The 22,580-nt window shown below is 64.0% G+C and carries 19 protein-coding genes; 9 read left to right on the top strand and 10 right to left on the bottom strand.

Annotation, left to right across the window (positions count from 1 at the left end; genetic code table 11):
- Positions 1-60 precede the first annotated feature (60 nt).
- Positions 61-699 carry a pyridoxamine 5'-phosphate oxidase family protein gene (locus tag Q3C01_RS12695; protein ID WP_458145663.1) on the top strand — a complete coding sequence of 213 codons (639 nt, stop codon included), beginning with the start codon at positions 61-63 and terminating at the stop codon, positions 697-699.
- A gap of 198 nt (positions 700-897) precedes the next feature.
- On the opposite strand, the gene Q3C01_RS12700 is transcribed toward Q3C01_RS12695, so the two are convergent.
- The 3 genes from Q3C01_RS12700 to Q3C01_RS12710 are packed head-to-tail and all read right to left on the bottom strand — an operon-like array spanning position 898 to position 4,441.
- Positions 898-1,629 carry an ABC transporter ATP-binding protein gene (locus Q3C01_RS12700; protein ID WP_458145664.1) on the bottom strand — a complete coding sequence of 244 codons (732 nt, stop codon included), beginning with the start codon at positions 1,627-1,629 and terminating at the stop codon, positions 898-900.
- The gene (locus tag Q3C01_RS12705) at positions 1,626-3,395 is read right to left on the bottom strand and encodes a branched-chain amino acid ABC transporter ATP-binding protein/permease (protein WP_458145665.1); all 1,770 of its coding nucleotides are present in this window, start codon (positions 3,393-3,395) and stop codon (positions 1,626-1,628) included. Before Q3C01_RS12705 ends, Q3C01_RS12700 begins: the two co-directional genes overlap by 4 nt.
- Before the next feature lie 5 nt (positions 3,396-3,400).
- Entirely contained in the window at positions 3,401-4,441 is a 1,041-nt protein-coding gene (locus Q3C01_RS12710; RefSeq protein WP_458145666.1) for a branched-chain amino acid ABC transporter permease, read from the bottom strand.
- Positions 4,442-4,615: 174 nt separating this feature from the next.
- On the opposite strand from Q3C01_RS12710, the gene Q3C01_RS12715 reads away from it, so the two are divergent.
- Positions 4,616-5,146, top strand: a complete 531-nt coding sequence (locus Q3C01_RS12715; protein WP_458145667.1) for a MarR family winged helix-turn-helix transcriptional regulator — start codon at positions 4,616-4,618, stop codon at positions 5,144-5,146.
- Positions 5,147-5,203: 57 nt separating this feature from the next.
- Here the strand turns inward: Q3C01_RS12715 and Q3C01_RS12720 are convergent, their stop codons facing one another.
- Positions 5,204-7,309 carry a putative bifunctional diguanylate cyclase/phosphodiesterase gene (locus Q3C01_RS12720; protein WP_458145668.1) on the bottom strand — a complete coding sequence of 702 codons (2,106 nt, stop codon included), beginning with the start codon at positions 7,307-7,309 and terminating at the stop codon, positions 5,204-5,206.
- A gap of 250 nt (positions 7,310-7,559) precedes the next feature.
- Between Q3C01_RS12720 and Q3C01_RS12725 the strand changes: the two genes are divergently transcribed.
- From Q3C01_RS12725 to Q3C01_RS12755, 7 genes are read left to right on the top strand one after another with little or no spacing between them, the layout of a single operon-like run.
- Positions 7,560-7,832, top strand: coding sequence for a helix-turn-helix domain-containing protein (locus Q3C01_RS12725; protein ID WP_458145744.1), 273 nt, complete (start codon positions 7,560-7,562; stop codon positions 7,830-7,832).
- Between the two features lie 34 nt (positions 7,833-7,866).
- Positions 7,867-9,867 carry a hydrogenase 4 subunit B gene (gene hyfB / locus Q3C01_RS12730; RefSeq protein WP_458145669.1) on the top strand — a complete coding sequence of 667 codons (2,001 nt, stop codon included), beginning with the start codon at positions 7,867-7,869 and terminating at the stop codon, positions 9,865-9,867.
- Positions 9,864-10,820 carry a respiratory chain complex I subunit 1 family protein gene (locus Q3C01_RS12735; RefSeq protein ID WP_458145670.1) on the top strand — a complete coding sequence of 319 codons (957 nt, stop codon included), beginning with the start codon at positions 9,864-9,866 and terminating at the stop codon, positions 10,818-10,820. Before hyfB ends, Q3C01_RS12735 begins: the two co-directional genes overlap by 4 nt.
- Positions 10,821-10,823: 3 nt before the next feature.
- The gene (locus Q3C01_RS12740) at positions 10,824-11,486 is read left to right on the top strand and encodes a hydrogenase-4 component E (protein ID WP_254102932.1); all 663 of its coding nucleotides are present in this window, start codon (positions 10,824-10,826) and stop codon (positions 11,484-11,486) included.
- Complete coding sequence (locus Q3C01_RS12745; protein WP_458145671.1) at positions 11,483-12,922, top strand: hydrogenase 4 subunit F; 1,440 nt, start codon at positions 11,483-11,485, stop codon at positions 12,920-12,922. Before Q3C01_RS12740 ends, Q3C01_RS12745 begins: the two co-directional genes overlap by 4 nt.
- Positions 12,923-12,925: 3 nt before the next feature.
- Entirely contained in the window at positions 12,926-14,434 is a 1,509-nt protein-coding gene (locus Q3C01_RS12750) for a hydrogenase large subunit (protein ID WP_458145672.1), read from the top strand.
- Positions 14,435-14,437: 3 nt separating this feature from the next.
- Positions 14,438-14,962: an NADH-quinone oxidoreductase subunit B family protein gene (locus Q3C01_RS12755; RefSeq protein ID WP_458145673.1), complete on the top strand. Its 525-nt coding sequence runs from the start codon at positions 14,438-14,440 to the stop codon at positions 14,960-14,962.
- Positions 14,963-15,085: 123 nt separating this feature from the next.
- On the opposite strand, the gene Q3C01_RS12760 is transcribed toward Q3C01_RS12755, so the two are convergent.
- From Q3C01_RS12760 to Q3C01_RS12785, 6 genes are all read right to left on the bottom strand, one after another.
- Positions 15,086-16,369, bottom strand: a complete 1,284-nt coding sequence (locus Q3C01_RS12760) for a glycerate kinase type-2 family protein (protein WP_458145674.1) — start codon at positions 16,367-16,369, stop codon at positions 15,086-15,088.
- Between the two features lie 203 nt (positions 16,370-16,572).
- Positions 16,573-17,802 (bottom strand): ABC transporter substrate-binding protein, encoded by a 1,230-nt coding sequence (locus Q3C01_RS12765; RefSeq protein WP_458145675.1) that lies wholly within the window; start codon positions 17,800-17,802, stop codon positions 16,573-16,575.
- Between the two features lie 271 nt (positions 17,803-18,073).
- A complete protein-coding gene (locus tag Q3C01_RS12770) occupies positions 18,074-19,300 on the bottom strand; it encodes an ABC transporter substrate-binding protein (RefSeq protein WP_458145676.1) in 1,227 nt (408 codons plus the stop codon).
- 116 nt (positions 19,301-19,416) lie between these two features.
- Positions 19,417-20,646 carry an ABC transporter substrate-binding protein gene (locus Q3C01_RS12775; RefSeq protein WP_458145677.1) on the bottom strand — a complete coding sequence of 410 codons (1,230 nt, stop codon included), beginning with the start codon at positions 20,644-20,646 and terminating at the stop codon, positions 19,417-19,419.
- A gap of 20 nt (positions 20,647-20,666) precedes the next feature.
- The gene (locus Q3C01_RS12780) at positions 20,667-21,686 is read right to left on the bottom strand and encodes a branched-chain amino acid ABC transporter permease (RefSeq protein WP_458145678.1); all 1,020 of its coding nucleotides are present in this window, start codon (positions 21,684-21,686) and stop codon (positions 20,667-20,669) included.
- A 2-nt stretch (positions 21,687-21,688) separates the two neighbouring features.
- A complete protein-coding gene (locus Q3C01_RS12785; protein ID WP_458145679.1) occupies positions 21,689-22,567 on the bottom strand; it encodes a branched-chain amino acid ABC transporter permease in 879 nt (292 codons plus the stop codon).
- Positions 22,568-22,580: the final 13 nt, after the last annotated feature.

The following is a 22,580-nucleotide window of genomic DNA, read 5'->3' on the forward strand; positions in this document are numbered from 1 at the left end:
AAAAGGGGCCATGCTTGAGATGAAAAACGCAAGACGAGCCAGTTTCCTGGAGATGCTCCGATGCAGTCCTTCCACAGCTACGCCAGCGACGTCGCCTTCACCCCGGCCGTCAAATCGATTCAGACACGAAAAGGCTCGCGCGCGGCCTATGCCCACGCCGAGCAGCGCGGTTGGCGCACCGAGGTCGACGAAAACCTCGCTGCGTTTCTGGCCGACGCCAGCAGTCTCTATCTCGCCACGGCCTCAGCCGACGGCCAGCCCTATATTCAGCACCGTGGTGGCCCGAAGGGTTTTTTGAAGGTGCTGGACAAACATACGCTTGCCTTCGCCGACTATGCCGGCAACCGGCAATATCTCACGCAAGGAAATCTCTCCGAAAATCCAAAAGCGTATATCTTCGTAATGGACTACGCCCATCGCCGCAGGGTGAAGATCTGGGGCGAAGCGCGCGTGGTGGAGGACGATCCTGCGCTGACGCAATCGCTCATGCCGAAAAGCTACAAGGCTCGCCCCGAGCAGGTCATCATGTTCACGATCACCGCCTGGGACACCAACTGCCCGCAGCACATCCCGCAGAAATTCGACGCGGCGGACGTGGCGGCAGCACTCGCTGCGCGCGATGCAAGGATCGCGGAGCTGGAAGCGGAGGTGGCGGCGCTGAAGGGGCAGGCGGCGGCAGCCGCTGAGACACCGCATTGAAACCAATGCCACGCCGACGGAGCAGCCTCGCCCCTTGTGGGAGAGGGTGGCTCGCCGCGTAGTGGCGAGACGGGTGAGGGGGTCTCTCCACGGGTGAATCTCTAGCGATGGAATTGGCCGATGCAGACCCCTCATCCGGCGCGCTACGCGCGCCACCTTCTCCCGCAAGGGGAGAAGGGAAGTGGAGTTCGTGGAGAGCTACAGCGCGCTGGCGCCTTCGTGCTGGAAGCCGAGATAGCTCGCCGCGACGCGCTCGTTGGCGGCGACGTCGCTGGCTTTGCCGGAGAGCACGAATTCGCCGAGCTCCATCACATAAGCATGATCCGCGATCTTCAGGGCGGCCTGCGCGTTCTGTTCGACCAGCAGCACCGAGACGCCGCTGGCGCGCAACTCGGTGACGATGCGGAAAATGTCGGCGACGATGATCGGCGCCAAGCCGAGGCTCGGCTCGTCCAGCATCAAGAGTTTCGGCTCTCCCATCAGCGCGCGGCCCATTGCGAGCATCTGCTGCTCGCCGCCGGACAGCGTGCCGGCGAGCTGCTTGCGCCGCTCCTTCAGCCGAGGGAACAGCGCGTAGATCCGCTCGATCGAGCTCTTCGCCCTGCTCTTCTCGATGCGGAAGGCTCCTAACTCCAGATTGTCCTCGACATTCATCGTCACGAACAATTCGCGGTGCTCCGGCACGAGCCCCAGCCCCATTGCAACGCGGTCCTCGATGTCGAGCCGTGCGAGGTCCTGCCCGGCAAAGGCGACGCGGCCCTTGAGCGGCAGGATACCCATGATAGCGGAGAGCAGCGTGGTCTTGCCGGCGCCGTTGGCGCCAACGATGGTGACGATCTCGTTCGCGCCGACCTCGAGCGAGACGGAGCGGACCGCCTCGACCTTGCCGTATGACACATGCGCGTCGGTGATTGACAACAGCGCGCTCATGCCGCCACTCCGAGATACGCTTTGATCACTTCGGGATTGGTCTTGATCGTGGCGGGCGTGCCTTCCGCAATCTTGGTACCGAAATCGAGCACCACGATGCGGTCGGCGAGATTCATCACGAAGCCCATGTCGTGCTCGACCAGGAGCACGCTCATGCCGCCGTCGCGGAGCTCTCGCAGCAGCCTGGCGAGCTGCTGCTTCTCCATGTGGCGCAGGCCGGCCGCCGGCTCGTCGAGCAGCAGCAGCATCGGATCGACGCACAGCGCGCGGGCGATCTCGACGATGCGCTGCTGTCCGAGCGAGAGCGAGCCTGCGAGCTGATGCATCTGCCCGCCCAAGCCGACGCGCTCGATCTGGCGCGCGGCTTCCGCGAGCAGCCGTGCCTCGTCGGCGCGGTCGAGCCGCAGCATCGACGCAATCGGGCCGGATTGGCCGCGCAAATGTGCGCCGATCGCGACGTTCTCCAGCACGGTCATGTCGGGCACCAGCTTCACGTGCTGGAAGGTGCGGGAAATGCCGAGCTTGACGATCTCCTGCGGCGGCGCCTTGTCGACCTTCTTGCCGAGCACCGAGATCGAGCCCGAAGTGGCCGACAGCACGCCTGTGATCAGGTTGAACGTCGTGCTCTTTCCGGCGCCGTTCGGACCGATCAGTGCGACGATCTCGCGGGCCTGGACGTCGAATGAGACATTGTTCACCGCGATCACGCCGCCGAACTGTTTTCGCGCTTTTTCGACTCGGAGCAGCACGCTTGCCTCGGCGGCTGCGCGGACGCGCGCCGGTAGCGTCAGCGAGGTGTCCGGCTTCCTGCCGCCAGCCTTCTGCGGCAGGAGTGACATCAGCCACGGCCAGACGCCGCCTGGCGCAAGCTGCAAGAGCGCCACCAGCATGATGCCGAACACGATGGTCTCGACCTGGCCGGAGCCCGGCAGGATGAGCGGCAGATAGCTCTGCAGCACTTCCTTCAGGACAACGACGATCGCCGCGCCGAGCACGCCGCCCCAGACATAGCCGGCGCCGCCGACCACCGCGATGAAGAGATACTCGATGCCGGCCTGTGCGCCGAACGGCGTCGGATTCACCGCGCGCTGGAGATGCGCATAGAGCCAGCCGGAGAGACCTGCGAGCACCGCGGCATGGATGAACACCAGCAACTTTGCACGCGGCGTCTGCACGCCAAAGGCTTCGGCTGCGACATGTCCGCGCCTGAGCGCGCGGATGGCGCGGCCGGTGCGGGAGTCCAGCAGGTTCATGGTGAGGAGCGCCGAGACGATCACCGCAACCCAGATCGCGTAATAGATCGAGTCGGGCGAGAGCATCTTGAACGTGCCGATCGACAGCGGGGGGATTGCGGAGATGCCGTCGTTTCGTCCCAGAAATTCGAGCTTGCTGAAGAGATAGAACAGCCCGAGCCCCCAGGCGAGGGTGCCGAGCGGCAAATAGTGGCCCGACAGGCGGACCGTGATCAGCCCGAGCAGCACCGCGAGCAGGCCGCTGACCAGCAGCGAGAGCGGCAAGGTCAGCCAGGGCGACAGGCCATACGCCGTCGACAGCACAGCGGTGGTGTAGGCACCGAAGCCGACGAAGGCCGCCTGTCCGAAAGAGGTCAGGCCGCCGACGCCGGTCAGCAGCACGAGGCCCATCGCGACCAGCGCAGTGAGACCGATATTGTCCAGGAGCACGATCCAGAACGGCGGCATGCCGGGAAGATGCGGGATCGCCGCCATGACAAGCGCGAAGACGAGAATGGGGAGCCGGTCGTTCATCGTGCTCAGTCCTTCTCTTCCTCGACCGCGGGGGCTGCGAGCGAGCGCAGCAGCAGCACCGGAATCAGGAGCATGAAGACGATGACCTCCTTGTAATTGCTGGCGTAGAAGGACGAGAACGCCTCGACGATGCCGACAAAGAGCGCCGCGATCGCGGTCAGGGGATAGCTGACGAGGCCGCCGATGATCGCGGCGACGAAGCCTTTCAGGCCGATCAGGAAGCCGCTGTCGTAATAGAGAGTTGTAATCGGGACGATGAGTATGCCCGACAGCGCGCCGATCACCGACGCCAGCAGGAAGGCGATCTGCCCCGACAGCGAGGTGCGGATGCCGGCGAGCCGCGCGCCCAGCCGGTTGACGGCGGTCGCGCGCAGCGCCTTGCCGTAGCGCGTGAAGCCGAAGAACAGCCAGAGGCCGACGATGAAGGCGATGGTGATGCCGTAGACCGTGATGCTCTGGCCGGTGAAGCGAAGCGCGCCGAGCGTGAAGGCCGTCGACAGCACCGCCGGTCCGCGCTGGCCTTCGGCGCCGAAGAACAGAAGGCCGAGGCCCTGCAGCGCGAGATGGACGCCGACGGAGGCGATCAGCAACACGAGCACGGAGGTGTGCGCCAGCGGCTGGAACACGATGCGATAGAGCGACACGCCGATCAGCGCGACGATCACGAGCGACAGCGCCATCGAGACTGCGACCGGCGGCTTCTGGCCGGCGAAGTAGAGGGTCACCGCCAGCACGAGTCCCGGCAGCACGATGTTGGCGAGGAAGGTGCGGAGGATCAGCCGTCCGTGCAGCGCTTTGCGCGCTGCGAACAGGTCGAACACAAAGGCGACGATGCCCATGGCAAGTGCGAGCTTGGCCGTGCCCGGCATCTGCCCGGAGGCGAGCGAGGCATAGGTCAGCGCACCATAGGTGACGAATTCGCCTTGCGGGATCAGGATGACGCGGGTGACGGCGAATACCAGCACCAGCGCCAGTCCGAGCAGCGCATAGATCGCGCCGTTGGTGATGCCGTCCTGGATCAGGAACAGCAGGATGGTGGTATTCAAGACCGGACGCTCCCCCTCAAGATCCGGGCCGATCCCGCTTTCGCGGTGAATCGTCCCTCACAGCCATTGAAAATCGCTGACGATATTTGATATGGTCAATAACAATTATCGAATATAACTTCAAGGGCCGGGGAACACCGGGCCTCAATCTAACGGGATTGCGAGCAACAGGCGATGACCGTTTCCAAAGCGGCGGAAAAATCGGCGGAAGTAACCGCAAAGGGCGCGGAGGCAGCCAGGGCGCGCAAGGACGCGAATGATGATGCCAGCGAGGCCATTCAGCTTGGCGAACTCTCCGAACAGCTCGGCTACGTGCTCAAGCGCGCCCAGCTCAAGGTGTTCGAGAATTTCCTGCGTTGCATGGCCTCTCTCCAGCTCACGCCGGCTCAGTTCTCCGTGCTGCTGCTGGTCGAGAAGAATCCCGGCCGCAATCAAACCGAGATCGCCTCCACGCTCGGCATCCTGCGCCCGAATTTCGTGGCCATGTTGGATAACCTCGAGAGCCGCGACCTTTGCGCGCGGATCCGCTCCACCAACGACCGCCGCTCGCACATCCTGGTCTTGACCGACAAGGGCAAGGCCGTGCTGTCCCGCGCCAAAAAGCTCGTCGCCACCAAGCACGAGGCGCGGCTGAACGAGCTGCTGGGCGGGGCCAACCGCGAGTCCCTGATCGCCATGCTCTCCAAGATCGCCAACGAGTTTTGAGGCGAGCTGTTTCTCGACTCTAACGCTGTTGCCGAATGCCTTCGCAGTCGAAGGCGATTACGCTGCAGCGAACCGGTCGGGCAAGGCAGGCGCTTCCGGGGACAGGAAGCGGCGCTCGATTTCGGCTGCGGGCAGTGGACGGCTGAACAGGTAACCCTGCATCTCCGTGCATCCTTCCGCCGCGATCCGGTCGAGCTGCTCGCGCGTTTCGACGCCTTCCGCGGTCGCCGTCATCCCCAACCCGCTTGCGAGCGCAGCAATCGCCCGCACGATGTTGAGCGATCCGGCATCGGTGGCGATGTCGCGTACGAAGGAGCGGTCGATCTTGATCTTGTCGAACGGGAAACATTGCAGATAGGTCAGCGACGAATAGCCGGTGCCGAAATCGTCCATCGCGATCCGGATTCCGAGCTCGCGTAGCCGGTGCAGCGTGGCGAGCGTCCCCTCCTTGTCCTGCAGGAGGACGCTCTCGGTAATCTCGATTTCGAGCCGGCTGGCGTCCAGCCCGGCGGCTGCGAGCGCGCCAACGATCACCTCGGCGAGACCGGCGAAGCGGAATTGCACTGCCGATATGTTGACGGCGACGTGGAGGTGCTTTGGCCATCGGCTGGCGGTCATGCAGGCCTGTCGGATCACCCACTCGCCGATCGGCACGATCAGGCCGATCTCCTCGGCAAGCGGAATGAAGCTGCCCGGAGGGATCAGTCCGCGCTGCGGGTGCTGCCAGCGGATCAGCGCCTCGAAGCCGCTGATCGCGCCGCTGTGGCTCTTCACCAGCGGCTGATAGTGAAGCTCGAATTCTCCGCTGGCGAGCGCCTTGCGCAGATCGCGCTCGAGCGCGCGGCGGCTTTGCACCTGCTCGTCCATGGCCGGCTCGAAATAGCGGTACGTACCCCGGCCGTCGCTCTTCGCCCGGTAGAGCGCAAGGTCTGCATTCCGCAGCAATTGCTCCGGTGTTGCTCCATCGGCCGGCGCAATGGCGATGCCGATGCTTGCCCCTGCGATCGTCTGCTGGGCGTCGATCTCGAACGGCGCGCTCATCTGCCCGATAATGCGCTGCGCAAGTGTGCCTGCTTCGCTTGCCTCGCCGATCGGGGTCTGCAGGACGACGAATTCGTCGCCGCCCATCCGGGCGATCGTGTCGCTAGGGCGAACGAGGCGGCGGAGACGCTCGCTGACGCCCTTGAGCAGGGCATCGCCGGCATGATGACCCAGCGTGTCGTTCACCGACTTGAACTTGTCGAGGTCGATGTGATGTACGGCGAACGTCTGTTTCGACGCGAACGCCTGCTCGAGCCGCTGGTTGAGCAGGGCGCGATTGGCGAGGTCGGTCAGCGCGTCGTGATGCGCCATATGCGCGATTCTGAGCTCGGCCCGCCGCTGCTCAGTGATGTCTTCGTGGGTCGCCACCCAGCCGAGATCCGGCATTGGGCGATGGCGGATCTTGAAGGTGCGCCCGTTTCGCATCTCGACGATGCTATCGACGGGCTCGGCCGAAACGACGACGCCGGTGCGCCATTTCATGTACTCGTCCCGCGACATCGCGGGCACGCTGCCGGCCTCAAAGCGCATGTCGACGATGTCCGTCAGGGGCGTGCCGGGACCGACCCGCTCGGGCGGCAGACCGTACATGTCGATGAAGTCCTTGTTGCACACGATCAGCCGGTGATCGGCATCGAAGAAGCACAGCCCGTGCGACATGTTGTTGATCGCGATGTCGAACTGCATGTTGCGCTGTTGCAGTCGCGCACTGAGCTCCTCGCGTTCTGTGATGTCCTCGTGGGTGGCCATGCCGCCGCCATCCGGCAGAGGATGAACGGCATAGGCGATGATCCGTCCGTCCGCGAATTCCTGCACGGTCCGCTCGTTGACGACCGCGCGCTCCGTCCGCGCGCGAACATAGTCCTCGGCCTCACCGCGAATCTTCAGCCCCAGCTTGAGCCGATGCTGGATCAGGCTGCTCACCGGTGTGCCCGGCCGCACCTCGTCTGGCGCAAGGCCGTACATGTCCATGTAGCGCTGGTTGCAGTAGATGACCTCGCGGCTGCGGTTGAACAGGATGATGCCGAGCCAAAGATTGTTGACCGCTTGCTCGAGCAGCCCGCCCAAGGCGAGCGAGCCGAGCCCGCCGTTGTCGGCGACCAGCCTGTCGCGATCCTCCATGTGTGTTCGCCCCCTTCCAGCGCGGCAAGCATTAGAGCAGAGGCCGGTGAATGGTCTCCACGATCTGCCGCCCCCACAGGCAGCTTCCTGAAGTTGCAGCGAATTTCACGTTAAGGAAGCGCGACGAGATTGCAGCATGCGGGCAATTTCTTCTTGATGTGCAGTGCAGCATAATTGATGCTTGATACATCATTTTAGATATAATATGTTTGCTTTATCAATCATGGCACCTGCCATGGAGGCGCTTTCAGTGATTACCGCCGCGCAGCTCCGGGCCGCTCGGGCCCTGCTCGGGATCGACCAGCGCGAGCTGGCGCAGCGCTGCTCGCTATCGCTGCCGACGATCCAGCGCATGGAGGCCTCCGAGGGCGTCATTCGCGGCAACGTCGATTCCCTGATGAAGCTGGTCGAGGCGCTCGCGGCCGCGGGCATCGAACTGATCGGCGAGGGCGCGCCCTCGACCGGAGGCGGCCGCGGTGTGCGGCTGAAATCCCAGCCGAGCGCGGGCGAGGGCAACAAATGACGACGCGCGCACAACTCGCAACCCGGGAACTCTGATGATCTCGGTGGCGCTATGGTCGGTGGCACTGCTGCTGGCGATGGCGCCGGTCGGGATCGCGCTGTCGACGCGTCCGCGCGGTTCGATCGTGCTCTATGGCGTCTGCCTCGTCATCACGGCGGCGCTCTGCGCCACCGCGCTCGTTCACTTGCTCGATCCTGCGCATCCCGTGTTGAGCGCTACGCTTCCGATCGGCCTGCCCTGGCTGGGGGCTCACTTCCGTCTCGATGCGCTGTCGGCTTTCTTCCTGGTCGTGATCAACATTGGTGGCGCAGCCGCGAGCCTGTTCGCGCTCGGCTATGGCGTTCATGAGGAATCTCGCGGCCGCGTGCTGCCGTTCTATCCGGCCTATCTCGCCGCCATGAACACCGTGGTGCTCGCGAACGACGCCTTCAGCTTTCTGGTGGCGTGGGAGTTCATGTCGCTGACCTCCTGGGCGCTGGTGGTGGCGCATCATCGCGAGGCCGACAACGTTCGCGCCGGCTACGTCTATCTCCTGATGGCGAGCTTCGGCACGCTGGTGCTGCTGCTCGCCTTCGGCCTGCTCGCCAATGGTGCCGGTTACGATTTCGATGCGATCCGCGCCTCGCATCCGTCGGCCGCGCTCGCCGGCACGGTGGTGATCCTCGTCCTGCTCGGCGCCGGCTCCAAGGCTGGCCTCGTGCCGCTGCACGCCTGGCTGCCGCTGGCCCATCCCGCCGCACCCAGCCACGTCTCGGCACTCATGAGCGGCGTGATGACCAAGGTTGCCGTCTACGGTTTTGTCCGCGTCGTTTTCGACCTGCTGCCGGAGCCTGAGTGGTGGTGGAGCATGGTGGTGCTGCTCGTCGGCGGCCCCACCGCGACGCTGGGCGTGCTCTATGCGCTGATGCAGCGCGACATCAAGCGCGTGCTGGCCTATTCGACCATCGAGAACATCGGCATCATCTTCACCGGTCTTGGGCTCGCGCTCGCCTTCAAGGCGCAGGGGCTCGACTGGGTGGCGGCGCTCGCCTTCACCGCGGCGATGCTGCACGTCTTCAATCATGTGCTGTTCAAGAGTCTTCTGTTCTTCGGCGCCGGCGCGGTGCTGGAAGCAACCGGTGCGCGCGACATGGAGAAGCTCGGCGGGCTGATCCATCGCATGCCCCGCACGGCCTTCGCGATGCTGGTCGGCTGCGTCGCGATTTCGGCGCTGCCGCCGTTCAACGGCTTCGTTTCGGAATGGCTGACCTTCCAGGCGATCCTGCTCTCCCCGCAACTGCCGTCCTGGGGCCTGAAGCTCGCCATCCCCGCCGTCGGTGGGCTGCTGGCGCTGGCGGCCGCATTCGCCGCGGCCTGCTTCGTCAAGCTCTATGGCATCAGCTTCCTCGGCCGGCCGCGCACGGATCTCGCGGCGAACGCGCATGAAACCGACCGCTTCTCGCTGGCCGCGATGTTTGCGCTCGCAGCACTCTGTCTCGTCGCCGGCATCCTGCCCGGCCTTTTCATCGACGCCCTGGCGCCGGTGAGCAAGGCCATGGTCGGCAACGCCATGCCGCATCAGACCGGACTGCAATGGCTGACCGTGGTGCCGATCGCGGAGAGCCGCAGCTCCTATAACGGCCTTCTGGTCTTCCTGTTCGTCGCGCTCTGCGGCACCGCCACAGCGTCGGCGATCCATCGGCTCGCCTCCGATCGCCTGCGCCGCGCTCCGGCGTGGGATTGCGGCTATCCCGATCCCAGCCCGCTGATCCAGTACTCCGCCTCGAGCTTCTCACAGCCGATCCGCCGCGTATTCGGCAGCGTGATCTTTGCAGCACGCGAGATCGGCGAGATGCCGCCGCCGTCCTCGCCGGCGCCCGCGCGTCTCACCGTCCAGTTGCATGACCTGATCTGGGAGGTCCTCTACGCGCCGATCGCAAAGGGCATCGGCTTCGCCACCGAGCACATCAACGTTCTCCAGTTCCTCACCATCCGCCGCTATCTGACGCTGGTTTTCGTGGCGCTGATCGGGCTGCTCCTGGTGGTGGCACTATGAATGCGCTGCGCGACGTCATCTCGCAAGGTGCGCAGATGCTGCTGGTGCTGATGCTCGCGCCGCTGCTCACCGGCTTCGTGCGCAAGGTGAAGGCGCGGCTGCTCCGCCGGCGCGGACCGCCGCTGCTCCAGCCCTATCGCGATCTCGTCCGTCTGATGCGCAAGGATGTCGTGCTCGCGGACAACGCCTCCTGGCTGTTCCGCGTCATTCCCTATCTGATGTTCGCGGGCACCTGGGTGGCGGCCTCCCTGGTGCCGACCTTCGGCAATGGCCTGTTGTTCTCCTGGACCGCCGATCTCATCGCCATCATTGCGCTGCTCGGCAGCGCCCGTTTCTTCCAGGCGCTTGCCGGCATGGATGTCGGCACTGCCTTCGGTGGCATCGGCTCCAGCCGCGAGGTGATGATCGCCTCGCTCGCCGAGCCCGCGATCCTGATCACCGTATTCTCCGTCGCAATGATCGCCGGATCGACCCAGCTTTCCAACGTCGCCGAGTTCATGGGCTCGGATGCGGTCGGTCTGCGCGTGTCACTTGGCATGGCGTTCGTCGCGCTGACCGTCGTGGCGCTGGCGGAGAACGCCCGCATTCCCGTCGACAATCCTGCGACCCATCTCGAGCTCACCATGGTCCACGAGGCCATGGTGCTGGAATATTCGGGGCGGCATCTCGCGCTGGTCGACCTGTCGTCGCAGCTCAAGCTGCTGCTTTATGTCTCGCTGATCGCCTGCGTGTTCCTGCCGTGGGGTACGGCGGCCGGGGATGCGAGCGTCGCGACACTGGCGTTGGGCGCGTTGCTGTATCTCGGCAAGCTTGCAGTCCTTGGCTTCCTGCTCGCCGTGTTCGAGACCTCGATCGCCAAGATGCGCGTGTTTCGTATTCCGGAGTTTTTGGGCGCGGCGCTGATGCTGGCGCTGCTCGCGACCTTGCTGCGCTTCGTGTCGGGGAGCCTGTAAGACATGAGCAGCCTGCAATTCGATATCGCCCACCTGCTCGCCGGCTCGCTCGTGCTGGCGAGCTTCATGCTGCTCTACCAGGACCGGCTCTATGCGCTGCTCAACGTCTATGCGCTGCATGCGACCGTACTGGCGCTGTCGGTGGCCTGGCAGGCCTACGTCCAGGCCGCGCCGCATCTCTATGTCACCGCGCTGATCGCCCTCGTTTTCAAGGCCATCATCATTCCGGTGGCGCTGCATCGGATTATCCGGCGGCTCGGCATCCATCGCGAGATCGAGAACGTGATCGGTATCGGGCTGACCATGATGGCCGGCATCGGCCTCGTCGCGCTGTCGATGGTGGTGATGCTGCGGGTCACGCCTGGCGCAGATGCGCTCGCGCGCGAGGACCTCGCCTTCGCGCTGTCGGTGGTGCTGCTCGGGCTCTTGATCATGGTCACAAGGCGCAATGCGGTCAGCCAGGTGGTCGGCTTCATGTCGCTGGAGAACGGCTTGGTGCTGGCGGCGACGGGCGCCAAGGGCATGCCGCTGGTGGTCGAGATCAGCGTCGCCTTCTCGGTCCTGATCGCCTTCATCGTGATCGGCATCTTCCTGTTCCGCATCCGCGAGCGCTTTGACAGCGTCGACGTGCAGGCGCTCGACCGCTTCAGGGGAGAGCGACGATGACGATCGACGCACTCGGTGCGATCCTGCTGATTCCGGCCGTTTCGGCCGCGCTGCTTGCGATCCTGCCCGGCTACCTCTTGACGGCGAAGCTCAATGTCGTGGCATCGCTCGCAACTTTCCTCACCTCGCTCTCGCTGTTCGTGATCGAGCCGACGTCAGGGCAATACCTGCTGCTCGATGACCTCAACAGGGTCTTCATCGTGCTGACGACATTCGTCGGATTCACGACATCCGTGTTCAGCGCCAGCTACATCCATCACGAGATCGAGACCGGGCGGCTGACGCCAACCTTCCTGCGCTTCTATCACGCGATGTACCAGACGCTGATGTTCGCGATGAACCTCGCGCTCGTCGCCAACAATATCGGCCTGATATGGGTCGCGGTCGAGATCGCGACGTTGACGACCGTGCTGATGGTCGGCATCTACCGCACTCATGAGGCGCTGGAGGCCGCCTGGAAATATTTCATCCTCGGCAGCGTTGGCATTGCGCTGGCGCTGTTCGGCACCATCCTGGTCTACATGGCGGCGCGCCCGGCGGTGGGTGAGGGGCTCGACGGCATGGTCTGGACCGTGCTCGTGCAGCACGCCGCCGCGTTCGATCCGGCGCTGCTCAACGTCGCCTTCGTCTTTCTGCTGCTCGGCTACGGCACCAAGGTCGGCCTGGCGCCGCTGCATGCCTGGCTGCCCGATGCCCATGCCGAAGGTCCGACGCCGATCTCCGCGGTGCTCTCGGGCCTTCTGCTCAATGTCGCGCTCTATGCGCTCCTGCGCTTCAAGATGATGCTCGCGGTCAATTCGGCGGCGATCGCGCCGGGGCCGCTGATGGTGACCATGGGCCTGGTCTCGGTGATCTTCGCGGCGCTGATGCTGTATCGCCGCCGCGACATCAAGCGCATGTTCGCCTATTCCTCGATCGAGCACATGGGAATCATCGTCTTTGCCTTCGGCATGGGCGGGCCGCTCGCGAATTTCGCCGGCCTTCTGCACATGACCATGCACTCGCTGACCAAATCCGCGATCTTCTTCGCGGTCGGCCATGTCGCGCAGGTCAAGGGTACCCAGAAGATTGCCGATATCGGCGGGCTCACGGTGACCAATCCGGTGCTCGGCTGGGGCCTGATGCTCGGCGTCATCGCCATCGTCGGCCTGCCGCCGCTCGGCATCTTCATGAGCGAGTTCCTGGTCGTCAGCTCGACCTTTTCTCGCGCGCCATGGCTGACCGCGATCCTGGTGCTCGGCATCATCATCGCGCTCGGCGGGCTCCTCCTCCGAATCGGCGTCGTGATGTTCGGCGAGCCCAGGGGCAAGACCGCGCCGGCGGAAGCCTCCTACGTGCCGATGTTCACGCATCTGGCGCTGGTCGCGATGGCTGGCATCTATCTGCCGCCGGTCCTGGTGACCGGCTTCACGAACGTTGCAAGGCTGCTGGGATAGGCGATGGGCATCCTCGACAGCATCCCCCATGTTCACGCGGTGCCTTCACACCGGCCCTGGCCGCGTGTCGTCGTGGCGGAAGCGGGCTGGCGGGCGGCGATCGACCAACTGGTCGCCGGACGCCTGACCCTGCTTGGCTTTTGGGGCGAGCCGGCCGATGTTCACATGGCGCTGCTCGATGGAGGCGTAGCCGAGATCGCGGTCGTCACCTACGAATGTGCGGCGGGTCACTTTCCAAGTGTCGCTCGCCATCACCCGCCTGCGCTGCGGCTGGAGCGTAGCATCCACGACCTGTTCGGGCTGACGCCAACCGGCGCGGACGATACGCGGCCGTGGCTCGATCATTACGTTTGGGGCAAATCGTTTCCGCTCGGCAGCCGCAACGCGCCGCGCGAGGCGGTCCCGTATAAATTTCTGCCGGCAGAAGGCGAGGCGCTGCACCAGGTTGCGGTCGGACCCGTCCATGCCGGCATCATCGAACCGGGCCACTTCCGCTTCACGGCCAATGGCGAGCACGTGGTGCGGCTGGAGCAATTGCTCGGCTATACCCACAAGGGCGTCGAATCCCTGATGCAGGGCGCAAGCCTCGAGGGCGCGGCCAAGCTCGCCAACCGAACCTCCGGCGACAGCGCGGTCGCCTATGCCTTCGCCTTCGCGCGCGCCGTCGAAGCGGCGCTCGACATCGAGGCGTCGCCGCGCGCGACGTATTTGCGGGCGCTGATGGCGGAGTTGGAGCGGCTCGCCAATCATTTCGGCGACATCGGAGCGATCTGCAACGACGCCTCCTTTGCGCTGATGCATGCGCAGACCGGCATTTTGCGTGAGCGCTGCTTGCGCGCCGCCGATCTCGCTTTCGGTCATCGGCTGATGATGGACGTCATCGTGCCCGGTGGCGTCGTGCGTGACATCACGCCGGACGGCGTCGCAGCACTGCGCACGGTGCTTGCCGAAATCAACAAGGTGTTCCCGCGTCTGATCGAACTCTACGACAACACGGCCTCACTTCAGGACCGCACCGTCACAACGGGCATCGTGAAGGCGGAATATGTGCGCCAGTTCGGCGCCGGCGGTTTTGTCGGCCGCGCCTCGGGTCGCGATTTCGATGCTCGGCGCATGCTTCCTTATGCACCCTACGATCGCTTGTCGTTCGAGGTTCCAGTGCTCGAGACGGGCGACGTCAATGCGCGGGTCTGGATCCGAGTCCGCGAGGTCGAGCAGAGTGTCGCGCTCATCACGCAGATTCTGGACCTGATGGCGCCGGGCGAGATCATGCGCGTGCTGCGCGCTGCGCACGGTGAATGCGAAGGCCTGGCCGTGACGGAAGCGTTTCGCGGCGACGTGCTGGTCTGGCTCAGGCTGGACACCGAGCTGCGTGTGCAGCGCTGCCACCTGCGCGATGCCTCGTGGTTCCAGTGGCCGCTGCTGGAGACTGCGATCGATGGCAACATCATCGCCGACTTCCCGCTCTGCAACAAGTCGTTCAACTGTTCCTATTCGGGCGCGGACCTCTGAGCCATGCGCAAGACCCTGCTCGAAAGCCTCACCCACGGCTCTCTCACCGAGCCCGCCCCGGCACCCGACGATACGGCGCTAGCCGAACTCGCGGCGAAGGTCGACCGGGCCGCGCAGGCAAGACTTGGCCGCTCGCTCGCGATCCGCCAGGTCGATGCCGGATCCTGCAACGGCTGCGAGCTCGAGATCCACGCGCTCTCCAACGCCTTCTACGACATCGAACGTTTTGGTCTGCGGTTCGTCGCCTCGCCGCGCCATGCCGACGTGCTGCTGGTCACGGGACCGGTGACGAAGAACATGAGGCAGGCGCTGGAGCGCACCTACAACGCCACGCCCGATCCGAAATGGGTGGTCGCCGTGGGCGGCTGCGCCGCGGATGGCGGCATCTTCAAAGGCAGCTACGCCTGCGTCGGCGGCGTATCCGAGGTCGTGCCGGTGGACCTGCACATCAAGGGCTGCCCGCCGACTCCAACGGATTTGCTGAAGGGCCTGCTCGCGCTGTTGGAGCACGTCGGCAGGAATGGGTGAGCTGCCGCTATACCCTCAGTCGTCATGCCCGGGCTTGACCCGGGCATCCACGTCTCTCCACATACACGGCGGCACGTGGATGGCCGGGTCAAGCCCGGCCATGACGGAGGAGAGGCCCGTCTCTCAATCCACCAAAATCACCCTGATGTCGTTCACGTTCGTCAGCGTCGGCCCCGGCAGCAGCAGATCGCCCGTGGCCGCAAGAAACGCCGTCGCGTCGTTGTTGTCGAGATAGGCCTGCGGTTCCAGCGCCAGAGCGTTCATCTTCGCAAACGTCGCCGCGTCGATCATCGCGCCGGCGGGGTCGGTGGGCTTGCCCGCGCCGCCGTCGGCGCCGTCGGTGTCACCGGCGAGCGCGGCGATGTCGGGCGTGTCCTTCAGGAGGCTGGCGAGCGCCAGCGCGTATTCCTGGTTCGGGCCGCCGCGGCCGTTGCCGCGCACGGTCACCGTGAGCTCGCCGCCGGAGAGGATGGCGGTGCGTTTGCCGGCGGCGCGCGCCGTCAAGGCCAGCCTCGCATGCTCGGCGGCAACCTCGCGCGCCTCGCCTTCGAGATCGGCGCCGAGATCGATCACCTCATAGCCCGCCTCCTTCGCGAGCTTGACTGCGGCGTCGAGCGACTGCTTGGGCCGCGCGATCAGTTCGAAATGTGCGTGCGCAAACGCGGCATCGCCGGGCTTGCAGCTTTCGTTGGCGGGATCGTCGAGCGCACGGCGAACGGCATCGTCGATGTCGAGCTTGTATTTCGCGACGATCGCGCGCGCGTCAGCCAGCGTGGTCGGATCGGGCACGGTGGGGCCGGAGGCGATCGCGGAGGGGTCGTCATGCGGCACGTCGGAGATCGCGAGCGTGACGATCTCGGCGGCATTTTTGCCGGCGCGCGTCAGCCGCCCGCCCTTGATGCGCGACAGATGCTTGCGCACGACATTCATCTCGCCGATCGGTGCGCCCGAGCGGAGCAGCGCCTTGTTGACCGCCTGCTTCTGCGCAAAGCTGATGCCGTCCACCGGCGCGATCCAGTTGGCCGAGCCGCCACCGGTGAGCAGCACCAGCAGCAGATCATCGGGACCGGCCTCGCCTGCGAGCGCGAGCGTGTCGGCGGCGCCCTTCAGGCCGGCTTCGTCCGGCACGGGATGGCCGGCCTCGACCACGCGGATTCGCCGCGTCGGTACGCCGTAGCCGTGGCGGGTGGTGGCGATGCCGACCAATCGTTCCGGATCGAGCTTGAGCGTATCGAGATAATGCCGCTCGGCGGCCGCGGCCATGGCGCCCGCGCCTTTGCCGGCGGCGAGGCAGATCACGCGGCCTCTTGGCGCGGGGCGCAGGTGCGGCGCCAGCACCACGTCGGGATGGGCGGCGGCGACGGCGGCGTCATAGAGGGCGCGGAGCAGGGGGCGTCGGTCGGTCATGGCGATGCTTTCGTCAAGGAGAGGCGGTTGCCGGCGACCTCGCCAGAGTTCGCCGCCTCTTGCCTAGCGCATCGCCGCGCAAAGCGTAAGCGGGCTTGCTCATCATTCGATTATGCGATCGCGTGATGATCATCGAAAGGCCATGAAAAGCCCCCCGCGAGGCTCTCGCGAGGGGCGTTCTCGTACCTCAAATCCGCCGGTGGTCAGCCTCCGACGTCGGCGCTGATCACGTCGCCGAACAGCTCCCATTTCTCGCCCTTGAACTTCTCGAGCTGGAGCTGGCTGATCGGCGCAAAGTCGGTCGGGGAGGTGTTGATCTGGACGCCGGGCAGCAGCACCTCGGTGCGGAAGTTCTTCAGGTTCGCCGCCTGCTTCATGATGTTCTCGCGCGTGAGATCGTCGCCGCACTGCTTCAACACCTGCACCAGGGTCTGCGCTACGCCGTAGCCGGTGATGGTGCCGTGATCGAGTTTGTCGCCGTCGGGGAAATACTTCGTCATGAAGGCGAGGAATTCCTTCATGCCGGCATCGTTGGCCCACGTCGGATCGGACACGTCCTTCAGATAGTCGGCGGAGATGATGTCCTGCGAATTCTCGAAGCCGGCGGGCTTGAGCACGCTGCCGACGGAGGCGGAGACGTTGTTGAGGAAGTGCAGCGGCTTCCAGCCGATCTCGGCGTTCTTCTTGATCGCTTGCGCGGCGAATTTCGGCGTCGTGATGTTCATGAAGACGTCGGCGCCGGTCGCCTTCAGTCTCACGATGTGGTTGTCGATCGTCGGCTCGGAGGTCTCATAGCTCTCCTCCGCGACGATCATGCTCGCCGCCTTCGCGCCGAGACCGTCCTTCAGGCCCTTGAGATAGTCCTTGCCGTAGTCGTCGTTCTGGAACAGCACGGCAATCTTGGCGTCCGGCTTGTTCTTCAGGAGCCACTTCGCGTAGATCTGCGTCTCGCTCTGGTAGTTGGGCTGCCAGCCCATGGTCCAGGGGAAGTCTTTCGGATCATTCCACTTGGTGGCGCCGGTGGCGACGAAGAGCTGTGGCACCTTCTTGGAGTTCATGTATTTCTGGATCGCCGAGTTCGGCGGCGTGCCGAGCGAGTTGAAGATGAAGAGCACCTCGTCGCTCTCGACAAGCTTGCGCGCCTGCTCCACCGTCTTCGGCGGCGAATAGGCGTCGTCATAGGAGATGAAGTTGATCTTGCGACCGTTGATGCCGCCCTCATCGTTGATCTTCTTGAAATAGGTGGCTTCGGTGCGGCCGATGATGCCGTAGGCGGAGGCCGGTCCGCTATAGGGCATGATGTTGCCGATCTTGATCTCGGTGTCGGTCGCACCGGTATCGTATTTCTTCTGGGCTGATGCAGTGGAGGTCGAGGCCGCGAACAGCGCAAGCGCGACTGACGCGGCAACAAATTTGCCAGTGACAGCGGGCATTCCAATCTCCCTGATTTTCTTGGCGTGTGTGCGTCCTTCTTCTTGTCGTTGGTTTCTTTGCGACGCACCTGCAATTGAATACGATTTGCGTTGCAGCATCAAGAAAAAGGCCCTGCGACGGCGTCGCAAGGCCTTCTCCTTTAGTAGTCATCCATCTGATGGAGGTCAGCGAACCGGTTGCGGTCGCGAGATAGCGGCACGCGTTAACCAGGCTGTTGGAAGTTGCGGCAGCCGTCGCTACCGATTACCGGTTGCGCAGCTTCCCCGCGCCCTAATGGCCGAGCTCGCTGGAGATGACGTCGCCGAACACCGCCCACGACTTGCCCTTGAAGCGCATCATCTGGAGCTGTGCGATCGGCGCGAAATTGTCCGGCGCGGTGTTGATCGTGATGCCGGGAAGCAGCGTGTCCGGCGCAAAATCCTTCAAGCTCGCAGCCTGCCTCATGACATTCTCGCGCGTGAGATCGTCGCCGCACATCTGAAGAACCTTCACCATCGTCTGCGCCGCGCCGTAGCCGAACGCGACGGCGGCATCGACCCTGTTCGCCTTGGGATCAAACTGCGCCAGGAAATCGTAGAACCTCTTCATCCCGTCATCAGCGTTCCACTGCGGATCCGAGCCATCCTTGACATAGGTCGCCGAGAGGATGCCCTGCGACACCTCGAAGCCGGCTGGCTCGATCACGCCGCCGACCGATGCTGAAACGTTGGAGATGATGTGCATCGGATGCCAGTTGATCTCGGCCGCCTTCTTGATCGCCTGGGCTGCGAATTTCGGCGTGGTGATGCTGATGAAGACGTCGGCACCCGAGGCCTTCAGCTTCACGATGCGCTCGTCGATCGCGGGCTCGGAGGTGTCGTAGCCGTCCTCGATCACGATCATCGAGGCCTTCGGCCCGAGGCCGTCCTTCAGGCCCTTCAGATAATCCTTGCCGAAATCATCGTTCTGGTAGAGCACGCCGATCTTGGCGTCCGGCTTCTCCTTGATGATGTATTTGGCGTAGATGCGTGCTTCGCTGGCGTAGCTCGGCTGCCAGCCCATGGTCCATGGGTAGTTCGTCGGATCGTTCCATTTGGAGGCGCCGCTTGCCACGAACAATTGCGGCACCTTCTTCTCGTTCATGTACTTGCGGATGGCGCTGTTGGTGGAGGTGCCGAGCGATCCGAAGATCAGGAATACTTCGTCGCTCTCCACGAGCTTGCGGGCCTGCTCGAGCGTCTTCGGCGGCAAGTACGCGTCATCGTAGGAGATGAACTTGATCTTGCGGCCGTTGATGCCGCCTTCCGCATTGATCTTGTTGAAATAGGCCTCCTCGGTCTTGCCGATCACGCCATAGGCGGAGGCCGGACCGCTGTAGGGCATGATGTTGCCGATCCTGATCTCGGTGTCGGAAGCGCCGGTGTCATATTTCTTTTGTGCCAGAGCAAGGCCGTTCGCTGCGGCGCACAAGACGAATACGACCGACAGGGCCGCGAACTGAAGACGGACGGCAGTCATTGCTCCCCCACCCGGTTGGATTGGCTCTGCATTGAACAAGATTGGCGTCGGCCGTCAACAAAAAGCCCCCGCGATAACTCGCGGGGGCTCATCTGGTAAGCTGTTGCGTCAGCGTATCACTCGGAAGCGACGTCGCCGCTGATGATCTCGCCGAAAAGTTCCCATTTCTCACCCTTGAAGCGCTGCATCTGGAGCTGGCTGATGGGGGCGAAATCGGTCGCGCTGGTGTTGATCTTGATGCCGGGCAGCAAGGTGTCAGGAACGAAGTCCTTCAGGCTCGCCGCCTGCTTCATGACGTTTGCGCGGGTGAGATCGTCGCCGCACAATTCCAGCACCTTGGCGAGCGTCTGCGCCGCACCGTAGCCATAGACGACGAAGCTGTCGTTCTTGTCAGTGCCAGGCATGTACTTGTCGACGAACTCCGACCACTTCTTCAAGCCGGGGTCATTGTTCCACTGCGGGTCGCCGGCGTCCTTGCCGTAAGTGGCAGACAGGATGTCCTGCGAGTTTTCAAGGCCGGCCGGCTTCATCACACCACCGACCGAGCTCGAAACGTTGGTGACGATCTGGAGGGGCTTCCAGGACAGCTCGGCCACCTTCTTGATGGCCTGGGCAGCGAATTTCGGCGTTGCGTAGATCACGAGCACGTCCGGATTGGCAGCCTTGATCTTGACGATATGACCGTCGATCGACGGTTCGGACACCTCGTAGCTTTCCTCCATGATGATGGTGGACGCCGCCTTGGCGCCGAACCCGTCCTTGGTGCCCTTCAGGTAGTCCTTGCCGAAATCATCGTTCTGGTAGAGCACCGCGACCTTGGCGTCCGGCTTCTCCTTCATCAACCACTTCGCGTAGATCTGCGCTTCGCTCTGGTAGGAGGGCTGCCAGCCCATGGTCCAGGGGAAGTTCTTCGGATCGTTCCACTTGGTCGCGCCGGTCGCGACGAACAGCTGCGGGATCTTCTTGGCGTTGAGATATTTCTGGATCGCTGTGTTGGAGGGCGTACCGAGCGGGTTGAACACGGCCAGCACCTCGTCGCTCTCGACGAGCTTGCGGACCTGCTCGACCGCCTTCGGCGGCGAGTAAGCGTCGTCATAAGTGACGAAGTTGACCTTGCGACCGTTGATGCCGCCCTTCTCGTTGATCATCTTGAAATAGGCTTCTTCGGTCTTGCCGATGACGCCGTAGGCGGAGGCCGGACCACTATACGGCATGATGTTGCCGATCTTGATCTCGGTGTCGGTCGCGCCGGTATCGTATTTCTTTTGGGCGAGCGCTGCGCCGGAGGTGATCGTTGCGACCGCCGTTACGACCGCGGCGGTTCCGAGTAGTCTTGCAAACAGCAATTCAGTCTCCTTTGGACGTTTCAGTTCTTCTTGAGTTTGCCAATCAACTGTTGGCTGACGATCGCAACCTGCCTTGCGCCATGCGGCACCAGGAAGATGACGAGGAACAGGAGCACGCCGAACACTGCGCCGGAAAGGCCTTTTGAGATGCTTTCCGCCATGTTCGGCACGAAGATGATGAAGGCCGCGCCGACGAACGAGCCGGGCAGCCAGCCGACGCCGCCGACGACCATGCCGAGGAACAGCGAGATCGCGAGCGTGATGTTGTAGCTGTCGGGCGCGACGAACTGCACCGCGATGGCGCTGAGGCCGCCGGCGACGCCGGTGATGCCGGCGGACACACCGAAGGCCAGCGTCTTGTACAGCGCAACGTTGACGCCCATCGAGGAGGCCGCGATCTCGTTGTCGCGGATCGCCATGAAGGCGCGGCCCGAGCGGGAACGCAAGAGATTCACCGAGAAAACGTAGATCGCGAGCGTCACGAGGAGCGTGAAGTAGTACAGCCACATGTCCTGGCCCATCGGCAGGCCGAACGGGGCGTCCGGCTTGGTGACGACGAGACCCTGGACGCCGCCGGTCCAGTGCTCGAGGAAGTTCAGCTTCAGAAGCTGCGGCATGGCGGTGGCGAGCGCAAACGTCGCGAGCGCCAGATAGACGCCGGAGAGTCGCAGCGCCGGCTGGCCGAACAGGAAGCCGAAGCCGAAACAGACCACGCCGGCGACCGGCAGCGTCAGCGCATAGTTGACGTTGAGCTGCTCCATCAGCACCGCTGTGACGTAGGCCCCGACGGCATAGAACGCACTCTGGCCGAGCGAGAACTGGCCGCTTCCGCCGGTGAGAATGTTCAGCGCCAGCACAGCGAGCCCGTAGATCAGGAGCATCGTCAACTGGAAGATGATGAAGTTCTTGGCGAACAGCGGAACGATCAGGAGCGCTGCGAGCACCACCAGCGAGGTGGTCGTGCTCAGCGTCATGGCCCGCTTCGGAACGGCCTCGACCGTCTCGTGGCCTTCGGCAACGACTTCTTCTGCTGCGCTCATGATCAAACTCGCTTGACGATGTGCCGGCCGAACAGGCCAGCGGGTTTGACGACCAGGACGGAAATGATCAGCGCAAGGGCGATCGGGAGCTTCAGCTCATTGCCGACGCCGGGGACGTAGGTGCCGACAAGGTTCTCGAAGATACCCATGAGGAAACCGCCGACGACGGCGCCGAACGGGCTTGACAAGCCGCCGAGCACTGCAGCTGCAAAGCCATAGAGCAGGACGCCGACCATCATATTGGGCTCGAGGAATACCACCGGGGCGATCAGCATGCCGGCAATGGCGCCGATAGCGGAGGCCATGCCCCAGCCGAGCGCGATCATCCAGCTCGTGTTGATGCCGACGAGGCGGGCCGATTCAGGCAATGAGGCTGCCGCCCGCATGGCGAGGCCGATCCTCGTGTACCGGAAAAAGAAGAACAGGCCGATCAGCAGCAGTAGGGTCACGCCGATCATGCCGGCCTGGTGGGTCGAGATGAGTTGGCTGCCGAGGAACGGCGAGGAGCCGAACGGGGTCGGATATTGCTTGATGGTGAAGTCCCAGATCAGGCCGGCCGAGGAGTTGATGATCGAAAACAGCGCGATGAAGCCGGCGACGTTGGTCAGGATCGGCGCCTTGGCGAGCGGCTTGAACAGGATGCGCTCGATCGCGATGCCGCCGACAAAGGCGAAGACCAGCGTGAGGACGAACGCGCCCCAGTAGGGCACGCCCCATTGCATCAGCTGCCAGGAAATGAAGGTTGAGAACATCGCCATCTCGCCTTGCGCGAAGTTGAGATGGTCGATCGCCTGGTAGATCATGACCACGGCGAGCGCCATGCAGGCATAGATCGCGCCGGTCGCAATCCCGGCCAGGACCTGGTTGGTGAAAAGCTCCATCGTCCCGGCTCCC

The organism is Bradyrhizobium sp. UFLA05-109, from assembly GCF_054185165.1.